Raw genomic sequence first — 22330 nt, forward strand, 5'->3', positions numbered from 1 at the left:
TCACCCAAAAAAATCTATCTCTTTATACATTTTTGTGCCGTGAAATTTGATAAAATCCCATCCCTACCCTCTTTAATATAAAAAAATTTAAAAAAAGAAATTAAATCCTGAAATATTCCAGGAACATGAAGAAGTCATTGTATTTACAAGAAATGAATTTAATCGATTTTACACTTCTATGATGGAACAAATAAACTATATTAATAAAATAGATCTATACCTGGACAGAAATGAAGACTGGAAACTAATAGGATACTGGCCCCAAATCCTACAAAGAATACACCCCCTAGAAAAAAATATAGATTCAATACTAACAAAAGAGCCGTTACAGTGTTATCTAGATGCAACTTTATATAATACTGTTCAAAGTACTCATAAGAATGTTGCAAGATCTAAAAGAAAAATACCAATACAACAAACACTTCCAATTTAATCTACTTATTTAAATTGAATATACAAATTTCTAATTATATAATCAAACATAAATGACATCAAAATGAGTGTTAAAATGAAGTAGAAAATTAAAGGATTATTGAAACAGAATGATAAAATAGATATTAAATAAAATAATTAAAGGAAGAAAATAATTATAGATATTAGCTTTGTTTTTTTCTCACAGGTTTCTCTATTACACAAACAACCATAGTACTCAAAGTATAACTTTTTCTTATGCCATCTTTATATTCCTTTGGTTCCTTTTTTGGCTCAAAGTTTCTAAATTGTGTAAAAATTTTTTCACCAATTAATTTATCACCAATATCTGTTAATTTATTATACAAAAAAAATCACCGTTTTGTATGGAATGTTGCTTCTATAGTACAAACAACAGGATTTTTTACAACCCCTTTATTACCCACTTTAATGAGTTTAGGATCAAATATTTCTTCCATTAGTGCCAACACAATTTTAAGCTTTTTAACTGCAGCGATTTTGGTTTTTATTGCATTGTTATACATACTCATAATTCTTCCTATAAATTATATGGCTATAGCTCATATGGCAAACAATAATGGTACAATAATGGCCGCGTTTAGATTTCATGAAATAATCGATAAAATAGGAACCATAGGATGGGGAAATCTAATACTATGGTACCTTGTTACTGGAACTATTTATATAATAATATCTCTTGTAGGGGCCATAATAACAGGTATTTTCTCAATAATAAACCCTATTGTAAGTATAATCTTAAATTCTTTAATTATATATCCATATCTCAACATATATCTCAATAGATCAATAGCATTATTTTACTTGTCAAAAAAATAATTTAGGATAAATAAAAACCATTTTATGATTTAATAAATACTAAAATGTGATAAAATGAAGTATGAAGACATTCCAATAGTAATAAATATTCTAATCGATAGGTTAGATGCATTAATCGATATTATGTTTGTATCAACTCAAGAGGTTATCGATCTTGGAAATGTAAATTATGAGTTAAATATTGTTTTAGATAAAATTGACATGATAACAGACAGCATGGAAGATTCAAATGAAAAATCCATGCTTGAATCTGCTAAATACAATGTTACTTATGCCACATTAGATATTATGGACAATGTGAACATTGTCGATAAAATCAATAGATTAAGACTTGCTAAAAATACTATGATGACTATTAAAACTAATTTATATAACGATGAACTGGATTAATCATCGTTTGTTTCAACATCAGTAATTACCCAAATATCTGCCTCTGTGTCGATATTGGCCCAGATGGTTTTATCAGATTCTTTAGCTAATAACTCATTAATATCTATTTCAAGGTCATCTGCTAATTTTACACTGTACATCTTACCTCTTTGTGATCTAACAATCAAATCATCTTCGAAACCAATTCCTACGATTTTTTGTTTTAATTCTGTTTTTTTCACCATTTTTTCACCATTTTAAAATAAAAATTATTTTTACATGATTTGCATATTAACATTAGTTCAATTCAAGTAAATAATTATTGAACAAGTTATTTAGATCAGCAGATTAAATCAAAACTTTGTTAGGTTTAACTGAGAACTAAAAAAAATAAAAAAAAGAATAAATATTTTATTGCATTTCTTTAACTGCTAGTTCAATATCCGATGCATTAACTGTTACTCTTCCTGCATGTTTTGCAAGTTTAACAGCTTGTCGTGAAATATTTTCACCATATTCCTCTAAATATTTATCTAAAGTAATTTCTGCACCTTCACTAACTCTAAGTCCGCCTGCATTTTTTATTATTCTTCCTATTGGAGCTATTGGTAGTTCACCCATATTATCACCTAATTATAATATAGACCCTATTTTATTTAAATTCACCGAATTAAGGTGTAATTATGTTATAAATCTTTTTCCAATAAGATATTTCCAAATCATTAATATCAAATATAGATCATTACGAAAAATGCATATATGATTAACAATATCAGGATTAAAAAATTTTTAGAATTATAAATAAAAAAGATAAATTTTTGTATAATTCTTTAAAATGATTTTTATGATCAGTTTAACTTTTTATGGATATTTAAAGTTATTTCCATTTTGTGAGTATTTTATCCCTGCTAAAAGTGGCTTTACTTAGGTAGAATAAAATTACATCAATAACAAGGAGGAATATGGTAATTATAACCAGATTGGTAATGTTTAATGAGATTGCATTTGTTACAAGCAGGATATAAACACCCATAAATGGTACAAATAGAATGAATCCAAGCTGGTTTGCAGTTCTCACATCGTTTACTCTCGAAGATATGATAACATTTAATTGAATGCTTAAAATAGATGAGAGAGGGACTGCTAAGAGTAAAATGAATGCCATACTTAAATTAGGGAAAAAAAGATAACCCAGAGTGTTATATGTGAATAAATCAGAAAGCACCATGAAAATTATGGATGTAGCATATATTACCCCTATTGAAGGTAAGAATGAAGCAATAGTTTTTCCAAATAAAAGTTCACTATCAGTTGTGGGTGTTGCTAAGAGAGGTTCTAAACTTTCCTCAATCTTCTCACCTAAAATACTGTAGGATGCTAGTGTTGTTGATTGTATATAAACTAAGATAATATAAAAGTATGAAAATGCATTCAGTAAGGTTATAATCTCTGTTGCTGCATCATCAAGACTTGTTAAGGACCTGACAACTAGAGGTAAACCTATTGAAAGAAGGAGTGGGAGAATTATTAATGTATATAGAATACGTTTTTTCTTACGAAATATGCTGAAGTCTTTGGTTGCTATAACCCATGATTTCCAAAGTTTCATCTTAATCTCCCCTCACAATTTTCAGATAGGCTTCTTCTAAGGATGGACTGAGTCGATTAACATATTGAACCTGTCCACCGGCATTTACTATAGCATCTACTATGATTGGATTTTCTTTTTCAGGATCTACCACGTCAATGGTTAATTTATTATTATCGTGTACCATATTTCCAATTGATAAATTATTTATTGCTTCCAATATTTTATTATTAACTTCCTTTAACTGAATTACAGTTTTATTACCCCAGATAGATCCTTCCAATTCTTCAGGAGAGCCTATTGCCATTAATTTAGTGTTAAATATTCCAATTTTATCACAGATTCTTTGAGCTTCATCGAGATTATGTGTATTTAAAAAAATGGTCTTTTTTTCCTTCTTCAAATCTAGTATGAAATCTCTTACAATTTTTGATGATTCGGGGTCTAAATTTGCTGTTGGTTCGTCTAAGAACAAAATTTCAGGGTCATGAATAAGTGCTCGTGCAACAGTTAGTTTTTGTTTCATTCCCTTAGAAAAGGTTCCAACCGTTACATCTCTTTTATCCCAAAGTCCTAACAATTTAAGAAAATGTTCAATATTTTCCTTCCGTTGAGTTTCAGAACATTCATAGAGTTTTCCATAAAAATCTAAGTTTTTATAAGCGGTTAAATCATCATAAAGACCAACATTTTCAGGAAGCAAACCAATGATCTTCCTGATTTTCAAGGAATCAGCTTCATCACTAACATCATAACCTGCTATTCTAGCTTCTCCACTTGTCTTTGATATGAGGCAACTAAGCATTCTCATTGTAGTGGTTTTTCCGGCACCGTTTGGCCCTAGAAAACCGAAAACCTCTCCTTCATTGATATGGAATGTGAGATTATCTACTGCTGTTAAATCGCCAAATTTCCTTGTAAGATTCTCTACATCGATCAAATTTCATCAACCCTTTCTGATGTTATAAATCTAAATTATTCGTATTTCCCTTTAACATGCTATGTAAAGCTTGTTTTATAACGCATCAACACAATTTGTAAGTAATTTTTTTAATTTGGACTTGTTTGAAGGCCATAAAATATATAAAGTGCTAATTAATTTTAAAAACGTTGAGGTTGGGGTATTTCCAATTTATCACGCATTTCTTCTGTTGCTGGAAGTCCTGCTAATTTAAGTCTGTTTAGTAATGGGTCAGCATAGCCTGTTGATTCTGCAAAACCTCTGCCAAGTGAATTTCCTTCATTGTCCTTTAAGTATACAGCACCTTCAGAATAATGCAATCCATTTCCAAAAAATCCTGATTGGCCTCCACTTACAATTGGAATCATAACAAAATTTTGAATATCTTCGGGAATATCCTCACCAAAGCTAAATTCCCATTTTTGAGGGTACCATGTGTTTGTTGGAGGATATAAATCTGGATCTTGTGATTTCACACTTCTAATCCATTCAGTTATTTTTATTTGCCCTTTAATCTTTTTAGAGTTGTTATTTTCATCTATATATTTTCCTGAAACTTCAGCTTCCATTATTTTTGGAGGATTAGGTCCTGTTTGATTAAGAAATTGTAGCATATCATGTGAATGTACAGATGCCATTGTCAACTCCCTATTACCTTTAAATTGAGCCATAAACCAGTCCCATCCACCTGTAGCCTTTTCATTCATATTATTAGCAGCTCTCAAAACTTTTACTCGAGGATTACCTGCAGGAATCATTCCATTACACCATTGATGATCGTACCAGAATTTACCACTTTTCAAGGCAATTTCTTCTTCATTGATTCTTAGCGTACTTTTATCTGGATCAACTCTAAGATTTGGTACAGAATAGTATAATGTTCCAACTCCACCACAGCATGGATCGCATCCATCTTTGCCCTGAAGTAAATATTCCTTAGTTTGTGTGAGTGTGATGTCCACCTCAATTTCTGATTGTGAATCTGGATCTAAATCCACACCCCACCCTTTAATTTGCATAGGAAAAGTACTGTCTTCACTTAAAGATCTTATTTTATTCTTTCCAAAGGTATACTCAAAGGGGTTGTTTTTGAAATCCACAAGTCCAGTTGTACCTGCAATTAATATGGGTTTGGAACGGTAATGTTCTCCGCCAGCTTCACTTACAGCTAGATGTAATTCAATAATCTGATTTTCAATGTCAGAAAGCCCAAAATGTTTAGCTATTTCTGGTGGTAGAAGTGCATATTGCCAGAACATGAATTGTACACCATATTCTTTTCCATTATCCCCCATACAACTTCCAACAATAAAATGCCATCCTAGTTGATAATCCCATTGTGGAGCATCATCTTGTAGAAGTTTAAAATCTGCCTTCCCAGGTATTGCTTTATAACCTTTAGAACTATCCATTCCAAGAAAAAAAGTCATAGCATATGCCTGATGTGGTGAAAGGGATGAAGAATTTTTAATTAAAGTCCCATAGACATCTTTGTAGTTTGGTGTGAAAGAATCAGGATTATTTATCTTTTCTTTTAAAAGATACTGCATTCTATCTCCAAAATTTTCATTACTATTTTTTTCAGATCCCAATCCTCTGAAAAGTTCATCAGAAATCTCTTCAGCATTAAATTCTCGCATCCATAATGCTTTAGCTATATTATCCTTAGTTTCTTCATCCAATTTATCCAATAAACATTGGGCGCCCATATTAATTCTCCATAATCATTATTATTTTTCCTTATTATTTTTAATGCGATTTTTTAAGTTCATATATTCGTATCTTTTTGTAAATATTTCTAGAATGTTACCTTGAAAAGCCATAATTCTTTGTATAATGAGTACTGGTATTTGGAGTTAAAAGTTTTGGTGCAATAACCTTGGAATGGATGAAATATACATTGACACATCACGATCCCAATCAACAGAGAGGTATACTAGAGCTTTAAACTTTGCAAATTACCTTGCAGAACAAAATAGGATAAGATAATTCATATAGATTTTTTTCTAATTAAAGGTAATCTAATAAATTTTTTTTAAAATCTGCGGCCCATCATCAACTATATTGTAATAACAGTTATTAAAATAATAATTTTATAGGTTAACTCCTAAAATATAATTTGTATAGAATGATTAATCAAATATTTATCAAATAAATATTTGATCATTACTCCTCATAGAAGCTAATCTACTAGTAGTCATTGTTTTAGCAAATAGGAGATCTCTATCTTCGTGTTTAGATTCCTCTATTTTTGTTTCAATTTGGTTTAACAGGTTTTCTAATTCTTCAGGTTTACATCTATTTACTTGGTTTAAGATTTCTTTCGAATTCAGTTCATTTTCAGTGGATTTTCTAAATATCATTAATGAACACTCCCCCAATATCCCAAATTTATTTTTAATTAATGTTCAAAAATTCATAGACCCTAATTAATATGCTCAATGGTTTAATAGAATAGGGTATAATCATGGATTTAGTAGAGCACTAACCCAATCACATTATATTATTTGTCAACTTAAATATATAAATTTATTTAAAGTAAGGGAGTTTTTTAACCGATTAATATTTTTTCTATATTATTGAGAAGGATAAATTTTAAAACTCATTTTTTTAGATGGCTTAAACCTATTATTCTATGAGTTTGTATTTTTTTTTAGTAGATTGTTTAGTAAATTTAAATTATAATTGATCTGTTTTTTCTAATAGATAGATTTTGTTAATGCCTTGTTTTATTCCATATGAACGTATATAATTCATTTTTCATAAAAATAGATGATAAATTCTTTATTTTTAAATGGTAATTGAATATTATTAACCATTCGTGATTTTACAAAATAGGAATTTTTATTTAAAAATAATATTAATTAAACCCAGTCAAACTTTTTTATCACCAGGAATACACTACCTTACTAATATTAAAATTTGAAAAATAAAAATGGAAAATTTAATTTATTTTTTACCTGTCAATTCTTCAACTTCTTTTTTTCCCTTTTCTAACTCGACTTCTTGTTCTTTATCCATTCTCAAGAGCATGGTTTGAAATTCGCCTACATGAGTTTTTTCTTCTTCAGCAATATCTTGTAGAACTGCCTTCATATCCGTATTATCTGTCATGTTTGCAAATTCTTCATAAAGATTTATTGCATCAAGTTCAGCTATTATGGATGCACGAAGTATTTCTTTGTCTATATCTTCTTGTTTTACTCTTCCTAAATCAATTGGTATTTTCGAAAGCATAAAATTACCTCAATAATATTATGTATTGCAGTTTAATTATAATCTTCGAAAGGTATAATTTTGACTATGAGAATATGCATGACCCATAATTTTAAGATTGTAAATACTCATAAATATATTAAATGGGGCCCTATAATGTCAGAAAATAAAAAATATCAAACATTTAAGACTATATCACCATCAGATGCGTTGAAATTAATTAAAGAACATAAAAATGATCAAAACCTTGTAATTTTGGATGTTAGAACTCCTTGGGAATTTTCTGATAATCATATCGAAGGTGCAGTTAATCTTGATTATACTGATCCAGATTTCAATGAACAGATCAAAAAGTTAGATAAAACTAAATATTATATTATTTACTGTAAATCCGGGATGAGAAGTGTTAAAGTATGTGAAATACTAAAAAAATTAGGATTTACACATGTTTACAATATTAAAGAGGGATTTAAAGGTTGGAAATCCAAGATTGATTAAATCTAAATTGTACCAATAAATTTTTTGTTTCTTCTTTGTTGAAATATACAAACATTAAATAAAGTACATTCAATTATCCTATCATGGTTTTAAGCTGCTGTTTTTTACTCTTAAGTCCCAATGCAAGTATTGTCATTAATATTGCAACAAATCCCATTGCAATATAAGCAAGTTGATAACCATTAACTGCTCCAGCATAAGATCCAATAACCGCCCCTATAAGCGCACCACCAATAAGTTGACCAAAACTGGTAATAATATTAATTAGAGCCTGGCCAGAAGCTCTTTCCTTTTGTGGACTTTCTATCAGCATAATATAACGTGGTGGAGAACCTATGGCTGTACTCATACCCACTCCAACAAGAATACCGGCTAATATGAACAGATAAAAAGATTTAGAAAAGAAGCCCATCATAAACAATCCAATGACTATGCAAAATGCCCCTATAACCATTATATTTCTTGAACCAAATTTATCAAGAAGCTTTCCAATTACTGGAGCTCCCAATGCCATGGTCAATACTATTGGCATCAGCATTAAACTTGCCTTGGTAGTACTGAATGACAGCGCAGCAATAACAAATGCAGGAACAAATACAGTGGAAGCTTGAACCAAGCCTGTTCCAATTGATATACTGCTTACAAGTTTAACTTCAAGGCTTTTGAAAAGATTAACTTGTATCAATGGATCTTTGGCTCTTTTCTCAATAAACCATAATATTGGAAGCAGTATTCCACTAAGAATAATGTACGGCCAGACATCTAACGATGATACACTTGCAATAAAATTATTGGTCTCTATTTGATTTAAACCATAAGCTAAAGCAATCACCATAAACCCTAATACTGTAAGTCCAGCCCAATCAAATCTTATTTTACCATTCTTTTGAGATTTAGGTAGTATGTAAAAGCTTCCAACTAAAACTATTCCTGCCAGTGGTAAATTAATAATGAATAGTAATTGCCAGCTATAATTAAGTAAAAGACCTCCCAATACTGGACCCAGTACACTGGAAAGACCCCAAACAGAACCCAATATTCCAAGTGCTCCACCACGTTTATCTGGAGGAAAAATATCCCCGATAAATGCATTTGCAACTGGAAATATTCCCCCTGCACCAATACCCTGAATAGCCCTTCCTAATAGTAGCATATCATATGAAAAAGATGTTATTGTGATTAATGAACCCAAAGCAAAAAGGAATATATCTAAAATATATATTGATTTACGTCCGTAGATATCTGATAGTTTAGCCATTAATGGCGTGCCTATCATGAAAAATAGGATGTATATTGTGAAGACCCACGATAAAACTCTTTCATTTATAAGGAAATATGTTTGAATTGATGGAAGTGCAGGCCCGACGATTCCTATATCTAGTGAGCCCATAAAAACACCTACAAACAGTAAAAACAATATTTGATTGTTTCCATTAAGATACATAGAAACAATTTCTATCTTTTTATGATTTAAAGGTTTGTCCCATTAAAAATTTGATCTAAATGAATTATATTATGGTTAAAATTAAATAAAATTAAAATTATTATCGATAATTTTCTATTTCCATAACATATCCCTCCTCGAATGTCAAGGTTAAATTGTATTGTGGTGCTGTTATATTACCAGTGTCTGTTAAACTTTCTGCATGCCAATCCTCATATTCTAGGAACCTTTTTCCTACAATTTTTTTAACATCAACAGCTGTAAATACATTTTCAAGTACATTATTATGCTTTACAAAGGTTATGTTATCAGCTTGTAATATTACCTCATTAATTTTATCTTTTTCATTTAAAGCCTTGAATTTTAATTTAAATTGTTTAACTCCCTTAATATCATTTGTTTCAAAGCTCAGTAAACTTTCTCCTTTTACCTTTTTTAAATTTGAAATAGTTTCATTGATATTTATGTTCAAATTATTTTTATCTTGCAATTTTGTTACATCCTGTTATAAATTCATGTGAACTATCCATACTCTGGAAAATGTTCAGTAGATTTATTATTTAAAAATTTTTCAAGTTCTAGTTCGAATCTGTTCTTTATAATATTGTAAATCAGATCATAGAATGGAGTGAAACTAGCTGGATCATTAGGATCTAGCGTGAATTCTTTTTTTTCTTTGATTAAGCGAAGTCCAAAGTTTCCATCCTCTTTTTTAAGTGCTAAATCAAATATGTAGGACATTGCAGGATTATCAATATTTCCTTCAACATAAAGGTTGACTCCCATTCCATAATGCCATGAAGTATCAATATCAATTAAAAGAGCATCGCGTGGATGTGCCTCTATAGATTTATTGTCCTTATCAGGAGGCCGGTAATATTGTATTTCATCATAGTCACATTCCAAATATTCTGCTAGTCCTTTACCTACCTGCACAGCAAAATTTAGACAATTCCACCTGTACTCCTTGAAATCATTTTCTGCATTTGTATATATCTTATTTAGTTCTTCAAATTTAGTCATTTAATCACCCCAAAAATCTTTTAAATACCATCTAAAACCGCTACTATGAGTTTAACTGTATTTTCAATATCTTCCATATTTACAACACTTACAGGAGTATGTATGTACCTTGAAGGAGGGGATATTACACCTGTTGGGATTCCTTGGCGTGTGAGATGTATGGCAGTTCCATCTGTTGTTCCTCCTTCACTTACTTCTAGTTGGAAGGGGATATTTTCTTTTTCAGCTACTGTTATCAGTAATTCTTTAATTTTTGGATGGGTTATTATACCATCACCACTTTGATCTGCCAAAACAATTGTTGGACCCTCTCCTAATTTTGATGGTGCTTCTTCATTTTTTATTCCCGGATGATCACCTGCTATAGTAACATCCAATGCAAATGCCATATCTGGATTAATTCTAAATGCTGATGTCTTTGCACCTTTTAATCCCACTTCTTCTTGTACTGTTCCTACACCATAAATCGTAAGCACTGCTATTAACCCGTTTTAAAACCTCAACAAGTACTGCACAACCTGCACGATTGTCTAATGCTTTTCCTTTAACCAATGAATTTCCTAAATCCTGGAAATTCTGTTTAATAATTATTGGATCTCCTATTTGAACCATTTTAAGAGCTTCTTCCTTGTTGGCGGCACCTATATCAATAAACATTTTATCGTATTCAACAACCTTATCTCTTTCACTTTTTTTCATTTTATGTGGGGGTTTAGATCCAATAACGCCATTTACATCCCCATCAGATGTCTGTATGTAAATATCTTGGTTTAAAAGCATTTGATCATTGATTCCCCCTATTTTCGAAAATTTAACAAATCCCTCCGAATCAATATATCTTACCATAAGCCCTATCTCATCCATATGAGCAGCAAGCATGATTTTTTTCCCGTTTGGATCCCCATTCTTAACTGCAATAAGATTTCCCATATCATCAATTTTAATCTCATCAACAACTCCATCAAGTTCATTGAAAATAATTTTCCTAATTTCCTCTTCAAAACCTGAAATTCCTGGAGCATTTGAAAGTTTCTCTAATAACTTTTTCATAGATATCACCCAATTTACATGTATTTTTTAATCAATCATCAGTTTTCTCACAATACGCCTTTATTCAACAAATAAACAATTATACCTAAAAATCCATGAAACAACATAAATATCCACGTAAATTTGAATAGAATACCGGACAAACCGGGATAATAACTTCAAATCTATTATTTTGGGTATAACCGAAGACAACAGAGAACATTTCATGACAAATTATTTAAATGAAAATGTTCTTTTACACTCAAAATTTATCATATCTCTTTAAGGATGTATTCACATCCACCCAGTGATTTTATCTTACTTTCCAATCTATCCCAAAAACCAAATGCATTAAGGTCGACTAAAGGAATATGCTCTCTAAATATTTCATTGTACATTCTTCCTTCTTCATGTGTTTTACCCTTGGATATATCATCACAATATATTTTTAAGATTTCATTGGGAATATATTCCACAGCAAGTTCCAATGCACGTCTTCCCACATTATTACAAATAGTTTTCTCTGGTAAATCTTTATTAAACCATTCATCAAATTTATAACGATTAATAATAAGCTCTAATGGAATGAATTGTGGGGTGTTATGCTTAAACAGAGAGTTGTAAGGATCGTCAGCATGTGAAAGGTAGAATTCGTGTGTTTTATCATAAACAAAATGTGGCGTTGCATGGCCACAACGCTCTTCCAATAGAACTGGAATGTTGATTGTTTTTAAAATGATTCTTATAAACCCTGTTGTACCCCAACATCCTGCAGTGAAGTGTTTAAATCCATTTTCTGGATGTGTGGTTCCAGAAATTATTCTTTCAACAGGAGGATAACCTTGGTATTGCCAGTGTTTCTCATAGTTTTCAGGAGTATTTCCATTATCAAAATGGTATAAATTATTACGGATCCATCCTAAAAAACGTCCTATTGTTCCCCATCTGGTTATTCCGATGAGATTTCCACTATCTAAAAAATCGTATATCCTAACTGGATCACCAATAGTTGCTGATCCATGGCTGAATAATGATTCATGCCATCTTAATATCGAATAAACATCCCGAGATTCTGAATATTCGAAAAATGTCCGACTGTCTAATAAAAATTCTAGCTGCTCAGAATTGTATCTTAAAATTGACCAGTGCACAAGTCTATCTATTTCAACCCTAATTGAGTGAGCAACATAATTAATATAATAAATCCAAGCATCATCAGGATTAAGATCTGTTGACAAGACAGTTCCATCGTCGGATATATTTAATGTACATTCAGGTGCATCTTTTAAATCTGGCAAAATATCAAGAAGAGCTTTCCAGAATGTATTGGAAAGCTCATGTTTTTTATCTTCAATCCAGACATTGTAGTTTTGTGCTTCATTTTGAGATTTATTTGAATCTTTCGAACGCCATATTATAGCATTGGCTATTTTACTATTTTCTTTCATCCATTTATCAAAAATTTGAAAAAGAAAGTCTTGATTTTCCTTGAAAAAGGTTTTTAAATCTTTTTGTGTAATAAATCCACCGTCTACTAAAAAATTTCCCAATTTTTTATCATAATCTTTTTTTAATGGTGAAAGTGATTGGTACTGGTTCTTTGAAATCAATTTATCTTCATAAAACTTGTTAATTAATTCTGGAATCATTACAAAAAAACCTCCAAAACCTATTATCAATTTCTAAATTCACATTTTTATTATATTAAACATCAACTATATAATTTATGCTGAATAAAGATGTATTAAGATGTTATAAATTATATAATTTGGATATTTTTTTATTTACATATCAAAAATCAAAGGAATAGTTTTGATGAAAGCTAAAATAAACGCCGAATGGGATCATCTAAGTAAAGTTGCAGTACATTCTCCTGGAATAGAAATGTACTTTGGACTTTTAGATCCATTTGCATCCCTATATGAAAGATCCTTCGGCATGAAAGATGCATTAAAAGAACACGAACTACTTACTTACACCTTAAAACATGAATTCAAGATTGATATAATCCCACTAAAGGAAACTATAATTGAACAAGCCGATAAATCAACCCCAATTCATAACAAACTTATTAGTTTAGCATTTAAAAATCTGCATTATACAGGAGACATTACTGAAGTTGATCGTGCTAAAGAAGAAGCAGAAAAAAATAAGAAAATATTAGATTCAAATTACTACTTCAACACAATACTTTTAAATCCTAATGTTGAATTGAAATCAAGTACAGGCACGCGGATGATACAACTACATGTAACTGAAAATGAACCTCTAACAAATCTTTATTTCATGAGGGACCAACAGGCAGTTACAGATAAAGGAATAGTAATTTCAAAAATGTCCAAACCCCAGCGAAGAAGAGAACCGCAGCTAACCAAATTTTTATGGAATTCTCTTGAAATGCCTATCACCTGTGAAATTAAGGATCCTGGCATATTTGAAGGTGGAGACTTTATTCCTATGAAAGAATTTTCCTTAATTGGTGTTGGAGATCGTACTAATATGTCTGGTGTTGAACAAATACTCCATGAGGGTTTAAATTACAACGAAGTTGGTGTGGTTCAACAACCCAAACATCCATTATTACCCTCTGTAAAGAATGATTTGATGATAAATATGCATTTAGACACCTATTTCAATGTTGCTTCCGATGGAGTTGTTGTTGGATGTGAACCACTATTAAAGAATGCCCCAGTTGAGATATATTATAGGGAAAATCAGGGAGAATATGTTAAATCAAAAGAGCAAACAAATCTTCATGATTATATTTTGGCCAAGGGTTTTGAAATCATTGACATTACAACCCTCGAGTATCTTGCTTATGCAGCTAACTTCCTATGTGTGAAAAATGGTACTATTGTTTCTGTTGAAGTTGATCGTGTTGTGAAAGATGTGATAAATAGTTTAAAGGATAAAGCAGCTGATAATCCTGAAATATATGGAAATCTTTTAATGCAGGTAAAAAAGGATTATAAATATCTATGTAATGAAGGTCAGTTCTTCCCTCATAAAAAAGAGATTTATCAACATGATATTGATGCTTACCCACTGAACTTGATAAATCTCACAGGAGGATATGGAGGGGCCCACTGCATGACATGTGCACTTAGAAGACACTAAAAAAATTAATAGCATTTGTATATTATTAATAAATTTCAAAAAATATATTTTAGATATAAAAATTGGTGTAATTATGACTGTAAACATATTGGTTTCATTGGGTGGAAATGCAATACTCAAACACACAGATATAGGTACTGCTGAAGAACAACTAAAAAACACGAAGCAAACTAGCAGCATTATCATCGAATTGTTAAGGGAAGGTTATCATGTTGCATTAACCCATGGTAACGGACCACAAGTAGGTGATATTCTGTTGTCATACGATCTTGCAAAGGAAATTTTACCTCCAATGCCATTAGATGTCTGTGTGGCCCAATCACAGGGAATGATAGGTTACATGTTGCAGATTTCATTAAAAAATTCTTTAAAAGACAAGGATATCGAAAAGTCTGTTGTTACTATTCTCACCCAAACTCTTGTTCATAAAGATGATCCACGTTTAAAAATTCCTTCAAAACCTATAGGCCCTTATTATGCTGCTAAAGAAGTATCTAAACTTCGTGAAAGGGGTTGGTCAATGGTTGATGATAGTGGAAAGGGATATCGTAGGATTGTGCCTTCACCACTGCCAATAGGATTTATAGAAGAATCTTCAATTAAATCATTATTTGAAAAAGGGGAATTGATAATTGCATCTGGTGGCGGTGGTATTCCTGTTATTAAAAATGAAAATGGCCATTTACAGGGATTAGAGGCAGTAGTAGATAAGGATCATACTTCATCCCTTCTAGGTTCTTTGATTGGTGCTGAGATACTTCTTATATTAACTGATGTTGATAAGGTTTCAATTAACTATGGAAAGCCATACCAACAAGATCTTGACCATATGACAGTTTCATTGGCAAAGAAATATCTTAAGGAAGGGCATTTCCCATCAGGAAATATGGGACCAAAAATAGAATCCATAATCAATTTTCTCGAAAATGGGGGTAAAAAAGCCATTATAACATCTATAGAAAATGTTTTTGATGCATTAAAGGGCAATGCCGGAACTATAATTACCCTAATCTAGTTTCAAATTCAATTTGTAAACTAGAATATTTTACCGCCCAATATTTTTGAGAATGTTCCAAAATTCTTTGATTTAATCTTTAAATCTTAACTTCGAGGATGTTTTTTCTTGGTTACTCCTGGTGTTCTAGGAGCTGCTTCTTTATTACTGTCGCTTGGTCCGCTTTTGTGTGCCAAGGGATCTATATCTTTGTCTTCGTTTTTATCGATTCTTTCTGAATGAAAGCTTACAGGTTCATCTATGAGTTCGGGATTACTGGAGTCATGGAATTTATTTTCCTTAGTAATTTTCTTCTTTTTAGGTACTTCACAATTCTCATCTACCATTTTATCACCTTTTTTTTTAATTTTATTTATAAACATAACTTCGAAGTTAGTCTTCTTTTCCTAATTTACAATAATAAAGTGTTGAAAGATTATTTTCACTGAAAACTGGACATTTATTGCACTGACATATCTCATCTGTGTTTATATCCGCACATGTTGATTTACCTATTGAACAGTAAATTGCAGCCATATTTGCAGGTTCAGGCATTAAAGAACCCTCTTTCATATTAGCTAACGTATCCAACATGTTTAATTTCCTTTCATTTGCACATATACTGTCTATTTGTACTGGACATGATTTACACAAGCACCTTTCAAGATTTCTCTTATTATATCCAACTTCCATAATACCACTCCATTAAATTCTTTCTAAAATTATTAATGACTTTTTAATTTCATTTTTATTATACTGAAATTATTATTCTCTGTATTTATGGAATTATATTAAAAATATTTACCACTTAAACCGTTTAATGTATTTATTCAAGTTTTAAAGACATTAAAGCATTATTTTATTCAAATTATTAGACTATCTTTCTTTTTGATAATAAATTTATAAATAATTTTCCAACTATAACATCCTATTACACTTTAATACATCGTAAGATATATATTTTTTGATTTTTATAATCCACATAAATTTTCAACCAATTCTTCTTCAAAAATCAAATTAATAAATCAAATTCTTAATGCTAATTTAGAAAGTAATATCAATAATAAGACAAATAATAATTATATGTAAGATAATGAAGTTTAAAATGGTAAAATCCAATCTAATTCTAAAAAATAAAGGAAAACTATAAAATATAATTTAATAAGTGATTTTATGCAAAAAAACACCAATACCGATGAGATTATCGATAAACTTTGCTCAATAGACGAACTGCTGTTAACCGAGAAAAATGATAATTTAAATAAAAATTCTGATCTCCATCTGAAAGTTTATAATTTAATGACTGAATTGGTAAATGAAAATAATAAATTGAACAATTCCTTAGATGAATTAATGGAATTAAAAAATAGATATTCTAATTTTTACCACCACTCGCCCATAGGATATCTCATATTAAATAAAAAGGGAAAGATCAAAGAAGTTAATAAAACAGGAGCCGCCATGTTAGGCTTTGATCCTGAAAATGTTATTAATGAAAATTTTATTCAATTTATAAAAGATGATTTCAAAATAAAATTTAATGAAGCTTCATTAAAATCTTTTGATACAAATGAAATTCAATACTGCAAAATTGAATTCATTGAAAAAAAACCAATATATGCAAATATTCAAATCAAACCATTATTTACTGCTAATGAGAATTTCAAGGAATTTGAAATAATTATAAATGATCTTACTGAAATTAAAAATTTTGAAATTGAATTAGAAACTAAGAATGAGAATTTAAATAAGAAGATGGAAGCACGTATACAAGAGCTTTTGAAAATCAACTTGAAATTGGAGAAAAAAATTGAAGACAACAAATTAACCGATAAAAAACTTCGTGCAATTAAGGAACGTGAACAGTGCCGTTCAGAAGAATTTGCAAGGGTTTTAGATGCTGTTCCTGCTGCTGTCTGGATCTCACACGATAATAAAGGTTATTTGATAACAGGAAATCAATTGTCTTATGATTATCTAAATATTCCTCCTGGTGCAAATGCATCTAAATCACTACCACCTGGAGATAGGCCTGAAACATTTAAAATAGTTAAAGATGGTATTGATTTGAAAGCAGAAGAAATGCCCATTCAAAAATCATCTGCAGGTCATGAAATAAGAAATTTTGAATTCGATATTGTTTATAACGACAATAAAATGAGGCATATGATGGGAAATGCAACACCATTGTACGATGAAAATCGTAACCCTAATGGGTCCGTTTCTGTTTTCATAGATATAACCCACCATAAAATTGCTGAAATGAAAATGGAAGCACTTGTCAAGGATTTAGAGCGATCAAACGGAGAATTAGAGCAGTTTGCATATATCACATCCCATGATTTAAAGGAACCACTGCGAATGGTTTCATCATTCACTCAGCTTCTTGAAAAACGATACAAAGGTAAGATTGACCAAGATGCTGATGAATTTATTGGATTTATAGTTGATGGTGCCCAACGTATGCAACGTTTGTTAGATGATCTTTTAGAATATGCCAGGCTCACAACTGCAGATAAAAAATATGAAAAGATTCAAATCGATGATGTTGTTGATGAGATTATTAACAATTTAAAAATTGCAATTGATGAAAGTGATGCAGATATAAAATATGATAAGCTACCAATGCTATTTATCAATCGAACAGAGATGGTACAATTATTCCAAAATTTAATTGGCAACTCAATAAAATTCCGAAGTAAAAAAACGCCAAAAATTCATATTTCAGTAGAGGATAAAGGAAATAAATATGTTTTTCCTGTTAAAGACAATGGAATAGGTATTGATCCAGAATATCAAAAGAAAATATTTAAGATGTTCCAGCGATTGCATACAATCGATGAATACGATGGAACAGGAATTGGATTGTCAATTATAAAAAAAATAGTTGAAAATCATAAAGGATTCATATGGGTTAAATCAGAAGTGGGTAAAGGATCAACATTTTTCTTTAGCATCCCAAAAAACGATTGATAAAAGATTTTATCTAAACCCAATTTCTAACTCCAATTCAAATCATAGAAAGTTAACAGGTTAAACTGGTTAAAATAAATTCATTCTTTTTGTAATCTTTCTCTGAGTTTTATAATACCATATATTATCCCCTATTATCCCTGCAATAATAAACCCTAAAAGAATTCCAATAAACAAAGCACCTATACCCGTAAAAAGAGTGTTAATTATACCCATAATTATTTATTTAAGCTTTCAAACTTATTTATTTTTTTATTTTATAAATTCCATTTTTTATATTGTTTTAACAAATTTTTTATTATTCCTTGATAATATATTATATAAAGGATTTGGGGGTATCTCATGAATAAGACAATTAGAAAATTATATAAAATTTCATCTCCACCAGATGATGTTTGGCAGGCTTTGGTTGATCCTGAAATGATAGATAAGTGGAGTGGTAGTTCAAATAAGATGGATTCTGAGGTTGGAACAAATTTTGAGCTTTGGAATGGTGATATTTTTGGAAAGAATTTAGAAGTTATTCCTGGAAAAAAACTGGTTCAAGAGTGGTATGGTGGTAACTGGCCCAAACCATCAAAAGTTTCATTTACAATTAAAAAAGATCAAAACGGAACAATTCTCGAACTTGAGCAAATTAACGTCCCGGATGAACAGTTTGAAGACATTGATATTGGATGGGATGAATATTATCTCGGTCCGATGAAAGAAATGCTTGAAAATAATTCTTAATATGTTTAATTCAATTTAATTCTATTTCAAATCTTTTTTAAGCTTAAAAGTTTTATTGGTCTTATTTTTGTATTTAATTCTATAATAATTTCTGTAGTACCAATAATGATAATAGTAATCTAGAAAAATAAATTTAACATAAAAACAATAATAAAATATGTAGACTTTAAGTTAGTAATTTTTGTTATATTTCCAAATTCAAGGAGTTTTTACATATGGACACTAAACCAATAAAAGTATTATTAATCGAAGATAATATTGGTGATTATCAAATAATACTCAGAATGCTCGATAAAAGTGAAAATACTAAAGTTGAACTAACTCATGTTCCAAGATTATCTACCGGATTAAAAGTTCTCCAAAATGATATATTTGACATTATACTTTTAGATCTAGGCTTACCTGATTGTCAGGGGTTAAAATCTTTTCAGGTTACATTAAAGAAACATCCGTCAATTCCAATTATTATACTGACTGGTTTGGCAAACGAAGAAACTGGAATTAATGCCATAAAATATGGTGCTCAGGATTATTTAGTAAAAGGAGAATTTAACGGCAAATTATTGGTAAGGGCTATTCAATATGCAATTGAACGTAAGAAAGTAGAAGGTTTATTTATTTATTAATTTACCTTGTTCAATCAAAAATTTGAAATAAAAAAAAGAATAAATAGAAAAAATTTAATTTTTTAGCTGTCTGTTATTGGAATCTTCCAGAGATATCCAACTTTTTTTCCTTTCTCTTGCTTATTTTTTCCTTTTTTCTTTTTAACGTGAGCTTCACTGCCTTCCCAGGAATCTATTGTTTTGTCAAGATAATGGGCTATTTCTTCATTGTATTTTTTGGTTCCAATTGTGTAATTTTCAGTTTCATTATGAATATAGCTGATTCCTTCGCCTTTTTCTTCCATAACTTTTGTTATTTCCATTAATTTTTTATAAAACTTTTCAGACATCATTTTACGCCTTCTCCTTCTCTTATTATCTTTTTCTTCATGTTAATAAAGACGTATTTATAACAAATACGGATATTTGAGCAAAATACTTTGAATGATAAATTACTATATATAAGTTTATATGGATTAATGCTTCGTTTTTTTAAAGTTGAAAAAGTAAATTTTTTGATGAACCACATGTTTAAATTTCAATTAAAAGTATCTATCAACAGAATGTTCAAGAGTTAAATAAAGAAATTTTAATAATTTATATTAAACACATTAAAATCATTAAATTTTGAATAATAATCTATATTACAATTTTAAAATAGTTACAAACTACAAGTTAACTATTTGGAGTAGGGGTTTAAAATAGTGGTTAAGATATCTGATTGTGAAAAGGGTTATTCTTACACGATCACCCAAATATCCGGAAGAATTCCTCTAGAAGGAATGACTTTAAGAGAATTTTTAGAATTAATAGGTAAACGTGGCAGATTAATAACCTGTATGGTACTTGCAGCACCATTTTTGATACCTATATCAATCCCTGGAACCGGGGTTGTTGTTGGATTTATTATTTTGATAATCAGTTTGAGTATAATGCTCAATAAATACTATTTAGTGCCGGATATATTATTAAATCGTGAAATGTCGTATACTAACCTTGTTAAAGTGCTGAATGCTTGTATCAGAATTTTATCTTTTCTTGGAAAATATATGAAACCACGATTAAAATTAATGACAAATAAAAAGTTTAGCAGTATATCAAACAATATTTTTCTAGTTATAAGTTCTGTTCTTTTTATTATCCCATTACCAATTCCGCTGACAGACACATTACCTGCATTGGGAATATTCTTTCTATCTACAGGGATACTTGAATGCGATGGTTATTTAATTCTCTCAGGATATTTTGTGGTTGTTATAACAGCAATCTACTTCACATTATTTACATTAATGGGGTTAAAAATTATTTTTGGATTAAATATTTTTAGATAACAACAATTTTTTCCAAAAATTTTTCTTACTTTATTAACATAAATAAATGGGACAGAAAATTTGTTTAATGAATTATTAATTGTAGAGAATTAATATTTTTTTTGAGGTGTTATTTTGGAACCAGAACCTGTTAAAGGAATTGTTAAAAGGGTGTAAAGTAGTATGTGAACCTGAGGTGCTAAAAGATTATGGTGAGGGAGTTAAAGTCATTAGTTGTTTCTGAAAAACGTTTTTCAACATTTATGAGTAGTTTACTGGAAATGGAAGATGATCTAGTTAAATAAAAGAATTGGATTTGAGTGGTACTCTTAAAAATATAGAGGACGTTAGGAAGAAAATCGAATTAAATTTAAAGGAATTATCCTTACAGTGAATATTTAGATTAAATTGATTAAGAATAGCTTTTTCAAATATTTTAATATTCTTTTAAATAGTCTAATCCATATTTTACATTCAATCTATTCTAAATTTTAATCAATTTTTAGCTTTAACCTTTTTTTCTCTAATTTAGGAATTTTTAGAGTTAATACTGAGTCTTTGAACGTACCTTCAGCTTTTTCAAAGTCTACTTTGGTTGGTAGTGTAAAAGATCTATCGATCTTACCATAGCTCCGTTCCCTTTGAATGTAATTAACATCTTTATCAGTTACATCATCTTCAAATTCAGCACATATATCCACTATATCTTCTCCAATTGCAATTTCTACATCTTCTTTTTTCAGCCGAGGAAGATCTGCAATGAAAATAATTGAATCATTAGTTTCTATTATATCAACCATTGTTTTATTATTAAAAATAGTATAATCAGATAAAACCCTGTTGAATTCTTCCTGTTTGTCTTTGATGTAAGTTATTATATCATTTAATGATGTGTCAGAGGTTTCATATTTTTTAGAATCTGCCTTTTTATGTAAATCCATAGAAATATTTTTATTTTCAATTTTTTCTGTGTTCATTTTACTTGATTTCAGTTTTACATTATCTTTTTCAACCATTAATTTCACCCTCAAATTTTTTAGTTATGGATAGTATCTAGGCATTGAACATTCCCCTTCTCTACATAACAATTTTAAATCCTATTACATCTTCATACACCATAATTAATAAATATTACGATCCAAATGAATAATTTTTTTAATTATAAATTTTTTTTCAAGTTATATTCAATCCAAAACATTTAT

At 29.8% G+C, this 22330-nt stretch carries 26 protein-coding genes and 1 pseudogene; 10 read left to right on the top strand and 17 right to left on the bottom strand.

Annotation, left to right across the window (positions count from 1 at the left end; translation table 11 throughout):
* Positions 1 to 178: 178 nt before the first annotated feature.
* On the top strand, positions 179 to 433 hold the full coding sequence (locus tag DL91_RS06680) for a hypothetical protein (protein ID WP_081882630.1): 255 nt from the start codon (positions 179 to 181) through the stop codon (positions 431 to 433).
* Between the two features lie 163 nt (positions 434 to 596).
* On the opposite strand, the gene DL91_RS14215 is transcribed toward DL91_RS06680, so the two are convergent.
* Complete coding sequence (locus DL91_RS14215) at positions 597 to 779, bottom strand: hypothetical protein (RefSeq protein ID WP_048190785.1); 183 nt, start codon at positions 777 to 779, stop codon at positions 597 to 599.
* Positions 780 to 813: 34 nt separating this feature from the next.
* Here DL91_RS14215 and DL91_RS13160 point away from each other — a divergent pair, with 34 nt between their 5' ends.
* Together DL91_RS13160 and DL91_RS06695 are read left to right on the top strand one after the other, a co-directional pair.
* Positions 814 to 1269: a DUF4013 domain-containing protein gene (locus DL91_RS13160; protein WP_369792069.1), complete on the top strand. Its 456-nt coding sequence runs from the start codon at positions 814 to 816 to the stop codon at positions 1267 to 1269.
* A gap of 54 nt (positions 1270 to 1323) precedes the next feature.
* Positions 1324 to 1659: a hypothetical protein gene (locus tag DL91_RS06695; protein ID WP_048190786.1), complete on the top strand. Its 336-nt coding sequence runs from the start codon at positions 1324 to 1326 to the stop codon at positions 1657 to 1659.
* Here the strand turns inward: DL91_RS06695 and DL91_RS06700 are convergent.
* From DL91_RS06700 to DL91_RS06730, 7 genes are all read right to left on the bottom strand, one after another.
* Positions 1656 to 1883 (bottom strand): hypothetical protein, encoded by a 228-nt coding sequence (locus tag DL91_RS06700; protein WP_048190787.1) that lies wholly within the window; start codon positions 1881 to 1883, stop codon positions 1656 to 1658. The two genes, DL91_RS06695 and DL91_RS06700, sit on opposite strands and share 4 nt — an antisense overlap.
* 166 nt (positions 1884 to 2049) lie before the next feature.
* Positions 2050 to 2259 carry a histone family protein gene (locus tag DL91_RS06705; protein WP_048190788.1) on the bottom strand — a complete coding sequence of 70 codons (210 nt, stop codon included), beginning with the start codon at positions 2257 to 2259 and terminating at the stop codon, positions 2050 to 2052.
* Positions 2260 to 2515: 256 nt separating this feature from the next.
* Complete coding sequence (locus DL91_RS06710; protein WP_048190789.1) at positions 2516 to 3247, bottom strand: ABC transporter permease subunit; 732 nt, start codon at positions 3245 to 3247, stop codon at positions 2516 to 2518.
* Between the two features lies 1 nt (position 3248).
* Entirely contained in the window at positions 3249 to 4166 is a 918-nt protein-coding gene (locus DL91_RS06715) for an ABC transporter ATP-binding protein (protein WP_048190790.1), read from the bottom strand.
* Positions 4167 to 4327: 161 nt separating this feature from the next.
* Positions 4328 to 5896 carry a lipocalin-like domain-containing protein gene (locus DL91_RS06720; RefSeq protein WP_048190791.1) on the bottom strand — a complete coding sequence of 523 codons (1569 nt, stop codon included), beginning with the start codon at positions 5894 to 5896 and terminating at the stop codon, positions 4328 to 4330.
* A 438-nt stretch (positions 5897 to 6334) separates the two neighbouring features.
* Entirely contained in the window at positions 6335 to 6550 is a 216-nt protein-coding gene (locus tag DL91_RS06725) for a hypothetical protein (protein ID WP_048190792.1), read from the bottom strand.
* 586 nt (positions 6551 to 7136) lie between these two features.
* The gene (locus DL91_RS06730) at positions 7137 to 7424 is read right to left on the bottom strand and encodes a ferritin family protein (RefSeq protein WP_048190793.1); all 288 of its coding nucleotides are present in this window, start codon (positions 7422 to 7424) and stop codon (positions 7137 to 7139) included.
* Between the two features lie 135 nt (positions 7425 to 7559).
* Between DL91_RS06730 and DL91_RS06735 the strand changes: the two genes are divergently transcribed.
* Positions 7560 to 7901 carry a rhodanese-like domain-containing protein gene (locus DL91_RS06735; RefSeq protein WP_048192571.1) on the top strand — a complete coding sequence of 114 codons (342 nt, stop codon included), beginning with the start codon at positions 7560 to 7562 and terminating at the stop codon, positions 7899 to 7901.
* A gap of 73 nt (positions 7902 to 7974) precedes the next feature.
* Here the strand turns inward: DL91_RS06735 and DL91_RS06740 are convergent, their stop codons facing one another.
* From DL91_RS06740 to DL91_RS06760, 5 genes and pseudogenes are all read right to left on the bottom strand, one after another.
* Positions 7975 to 9345 (bottom strand): MFS transporter, encoded by a 1371-nt coding sequence (locus tag DL91_RS06740; RefSeq protein ID WP_048190794.1) that lies wholly within the window; start codon positions 9343 to 9345, stop codon positions 7975 to 7977.
* 100 nt (positions 9346 to 9445) lie between these two features.
* Positions 9446 to 9835: a hypothetical protein gene (locus DL91_RS06745; RefSeq protein WP_048190795.1), complete on the bottom strand. Its 390-nt coding sequence runs from the start codon at positions 9833 to 9835 to the stop codon at positions 9446 to 9448.
* A 32-nt stretch (positions 9836 to 9867) separates the two neighbouring features.
* Complete coding sequence (locus DL91_RS06750; RefSeq protein ID WP_048190796.1) at positions 9868 to 10368, bottom strand: hypothetical protein; 501 nt, start codon at positions 10366 to 10368, stop codon at positions 9868 to 9870.
* A 20-nt stretch (positions 10369 to 10388) separates the two neighbouring features.
* A pseudogene (locus tag DL91_RS06755) lies at positions 10389 to 11418 on the bottom strand (M42 family metallopeptidase).
* 251 nt (positions 11419 to 11669) lie between these two features.
* The gene (locus DL91_RS06760) at positions 11670 to 13046 is read right to left on the bottom strand and encodes a hypothetical protein (RefSeq protein ID WP_052374268.1); all 1377 of its coding nucleotides are present in this window, start codon (positions 13044 to 13046) and stop codon (positions 11670 to 11672) included.
* 166 nt (positions 13047 to 13212) lie between these two features.
* Here DL91_RS06760 and DL91_RS06765 point away from each other — a divergent pair, with 166 nt between their 5' ends.
* Together DL91_RS06765 and arcC are read left to right on the top strand one after the other, a co-directional pair.
* Entirely contained in the window at positions 13213 to 14514 is a 1302-nt protein-coding gene (locus tag DL91_RS06765) for an arginine deiminase family protein (protein ID WP_048190797.1), read from the top strand.
* 73 nt (positions 14515 to 14587) lie between these two features.
* Positions 14588 to 15529, top strand: coding sequence for a carbamate kinase (gene arcC / locus DL91_RS06770; protein ID WP_048192574.1), 942 nt, complete (start codon positions 14588 to 14590; stop codon positions 15527 to 15529).
* Positions 15530 to 15615: 86 nt separating this feature from the next.
* On the opposite strand, the gene DL91_RS06775 is transcribed toward arcC, so the two are convergent.
* Complete coding sequence (locus tag DL91_RS06775; RefSeq protein ID WP_048190798.1) at positions 15616 to 15855, bottom strand: hypothetical protein; 240 nt, start codon at positions 15853 to 15855, stop codon at positions 15616 to 15618.
* Positions 15856 to 15901: 46 nt separating this feature from the next.
* Positions 15902 to 16201: a DUF2769 domain-containing protein gene (locus tag DL91_RS06780; RefSeq protein WP_048190799.1), complete on the bottom strand. Its 300-nt coding sequence runs from the start codon at positions 16199 to 16201 to the stop codon at positions 15902 to 15904.
* 480 nt (positions 16202 to 16681) lie between these two features.
* Between DL91_RS06780 and DL91_RS12895 the strand changes: the two genes are divergently transcribed.
* From DL91_RS12895 to DL91_RS06795, 3 genes are all read left to right on the top strand, one after another.
* Positions 16682 to 18481 carry an ATP-binding protein gene (locus tag DL91_RS12895; RefSeq protein WP_052374269.1) on the top strand — a complete coding sequence of 600 codons (1800 nt, stop codon included), beginning with the start codon at positions 16682 to 16684 and terminating at the stop codon, positions 18479 to 18481.
* A 342-nt stretch (positions 18482 to 18823) separates the two neighbouring features.
* Entirely contained in the window at positions 18824 to 19213 is a 390-nt protein-coding gene (locus DL91_RS06790) for an SRPBCC domain-containing protein (protein ID WP_048190800.1), read from the top strand.
* A gap of 215 nt (positions 19214 to 19428) precedes the next feature.
* The gene (locus DL91_RS06795) at positions 19429 to 19839 is read left to right on the top strand and encodes a response regulator (protein WP_052374270.1); all 411 of its coding nucleotides are present in this window, start codon (positions 19429 to 19431) and stop codon (positions 19837 to 19839) included.
* Positions 19840 to 19901: 62 nt separating this feature from the next.
* Here DL91_RS06795 and DL91_RS06800 read toward each other — a convergent pair whose 3' ends face one another.
* Complete coding sequence (locus DL91_RS06800) at positions 19902 to 20171, bottom strand: hypothetical protein (protein WP_197050617.1); 270 nt, start codon at positions 20169 to 20171, stop codon at positions 19902 to 19904.
* Between the two features lie 351 nt (positions 20172 to 20522).
* Between DL91_RS06800 and DL91_RS06805 the strand changes: the two genes are divergently transcribed.
* Positions 20523 to 21149: an exopolysaccharide biosynthesis protein gene (locus tag DL91_RS06805; RefSeq protein ID WP_052374271.1), complete on the top strand. Its 627-nt coding sequence runs from the start codon at positions 20523 to 20525 to the stop codon at positions 21147 to 21149.
* Positions 21150 to 21619: 470 nt separating this feature from the next.
* Here DL91_RS06805 and DL91_RS06810 read toward each other — a convergent pair whose 3' ends face one another.
* Positions 21620 to 22144 (bottom strand): Hsp20/alpha crystallin family protein, encoded by a 525-nt coding sequence (locus DL91_RS06810; RefSeq protein WP_052374272.1) that lies wholly within the window; start codon positions 22142 to 22144, stop codon positions 21620 to 21622.
* Positions 22145 to 22330: the final 186 nt, after the last annotated feature.

Origin of the sequence: Methanobacterium sp. SMA-27, from assembly GCF_000744455.1 — an archaeon.
Classification (GTDB): domain Archaea; phylum Methanobacteriota; class Methanobacteria; order Methanobacteriales; family Methanobacteriaceae; genus Methanobacterium_B.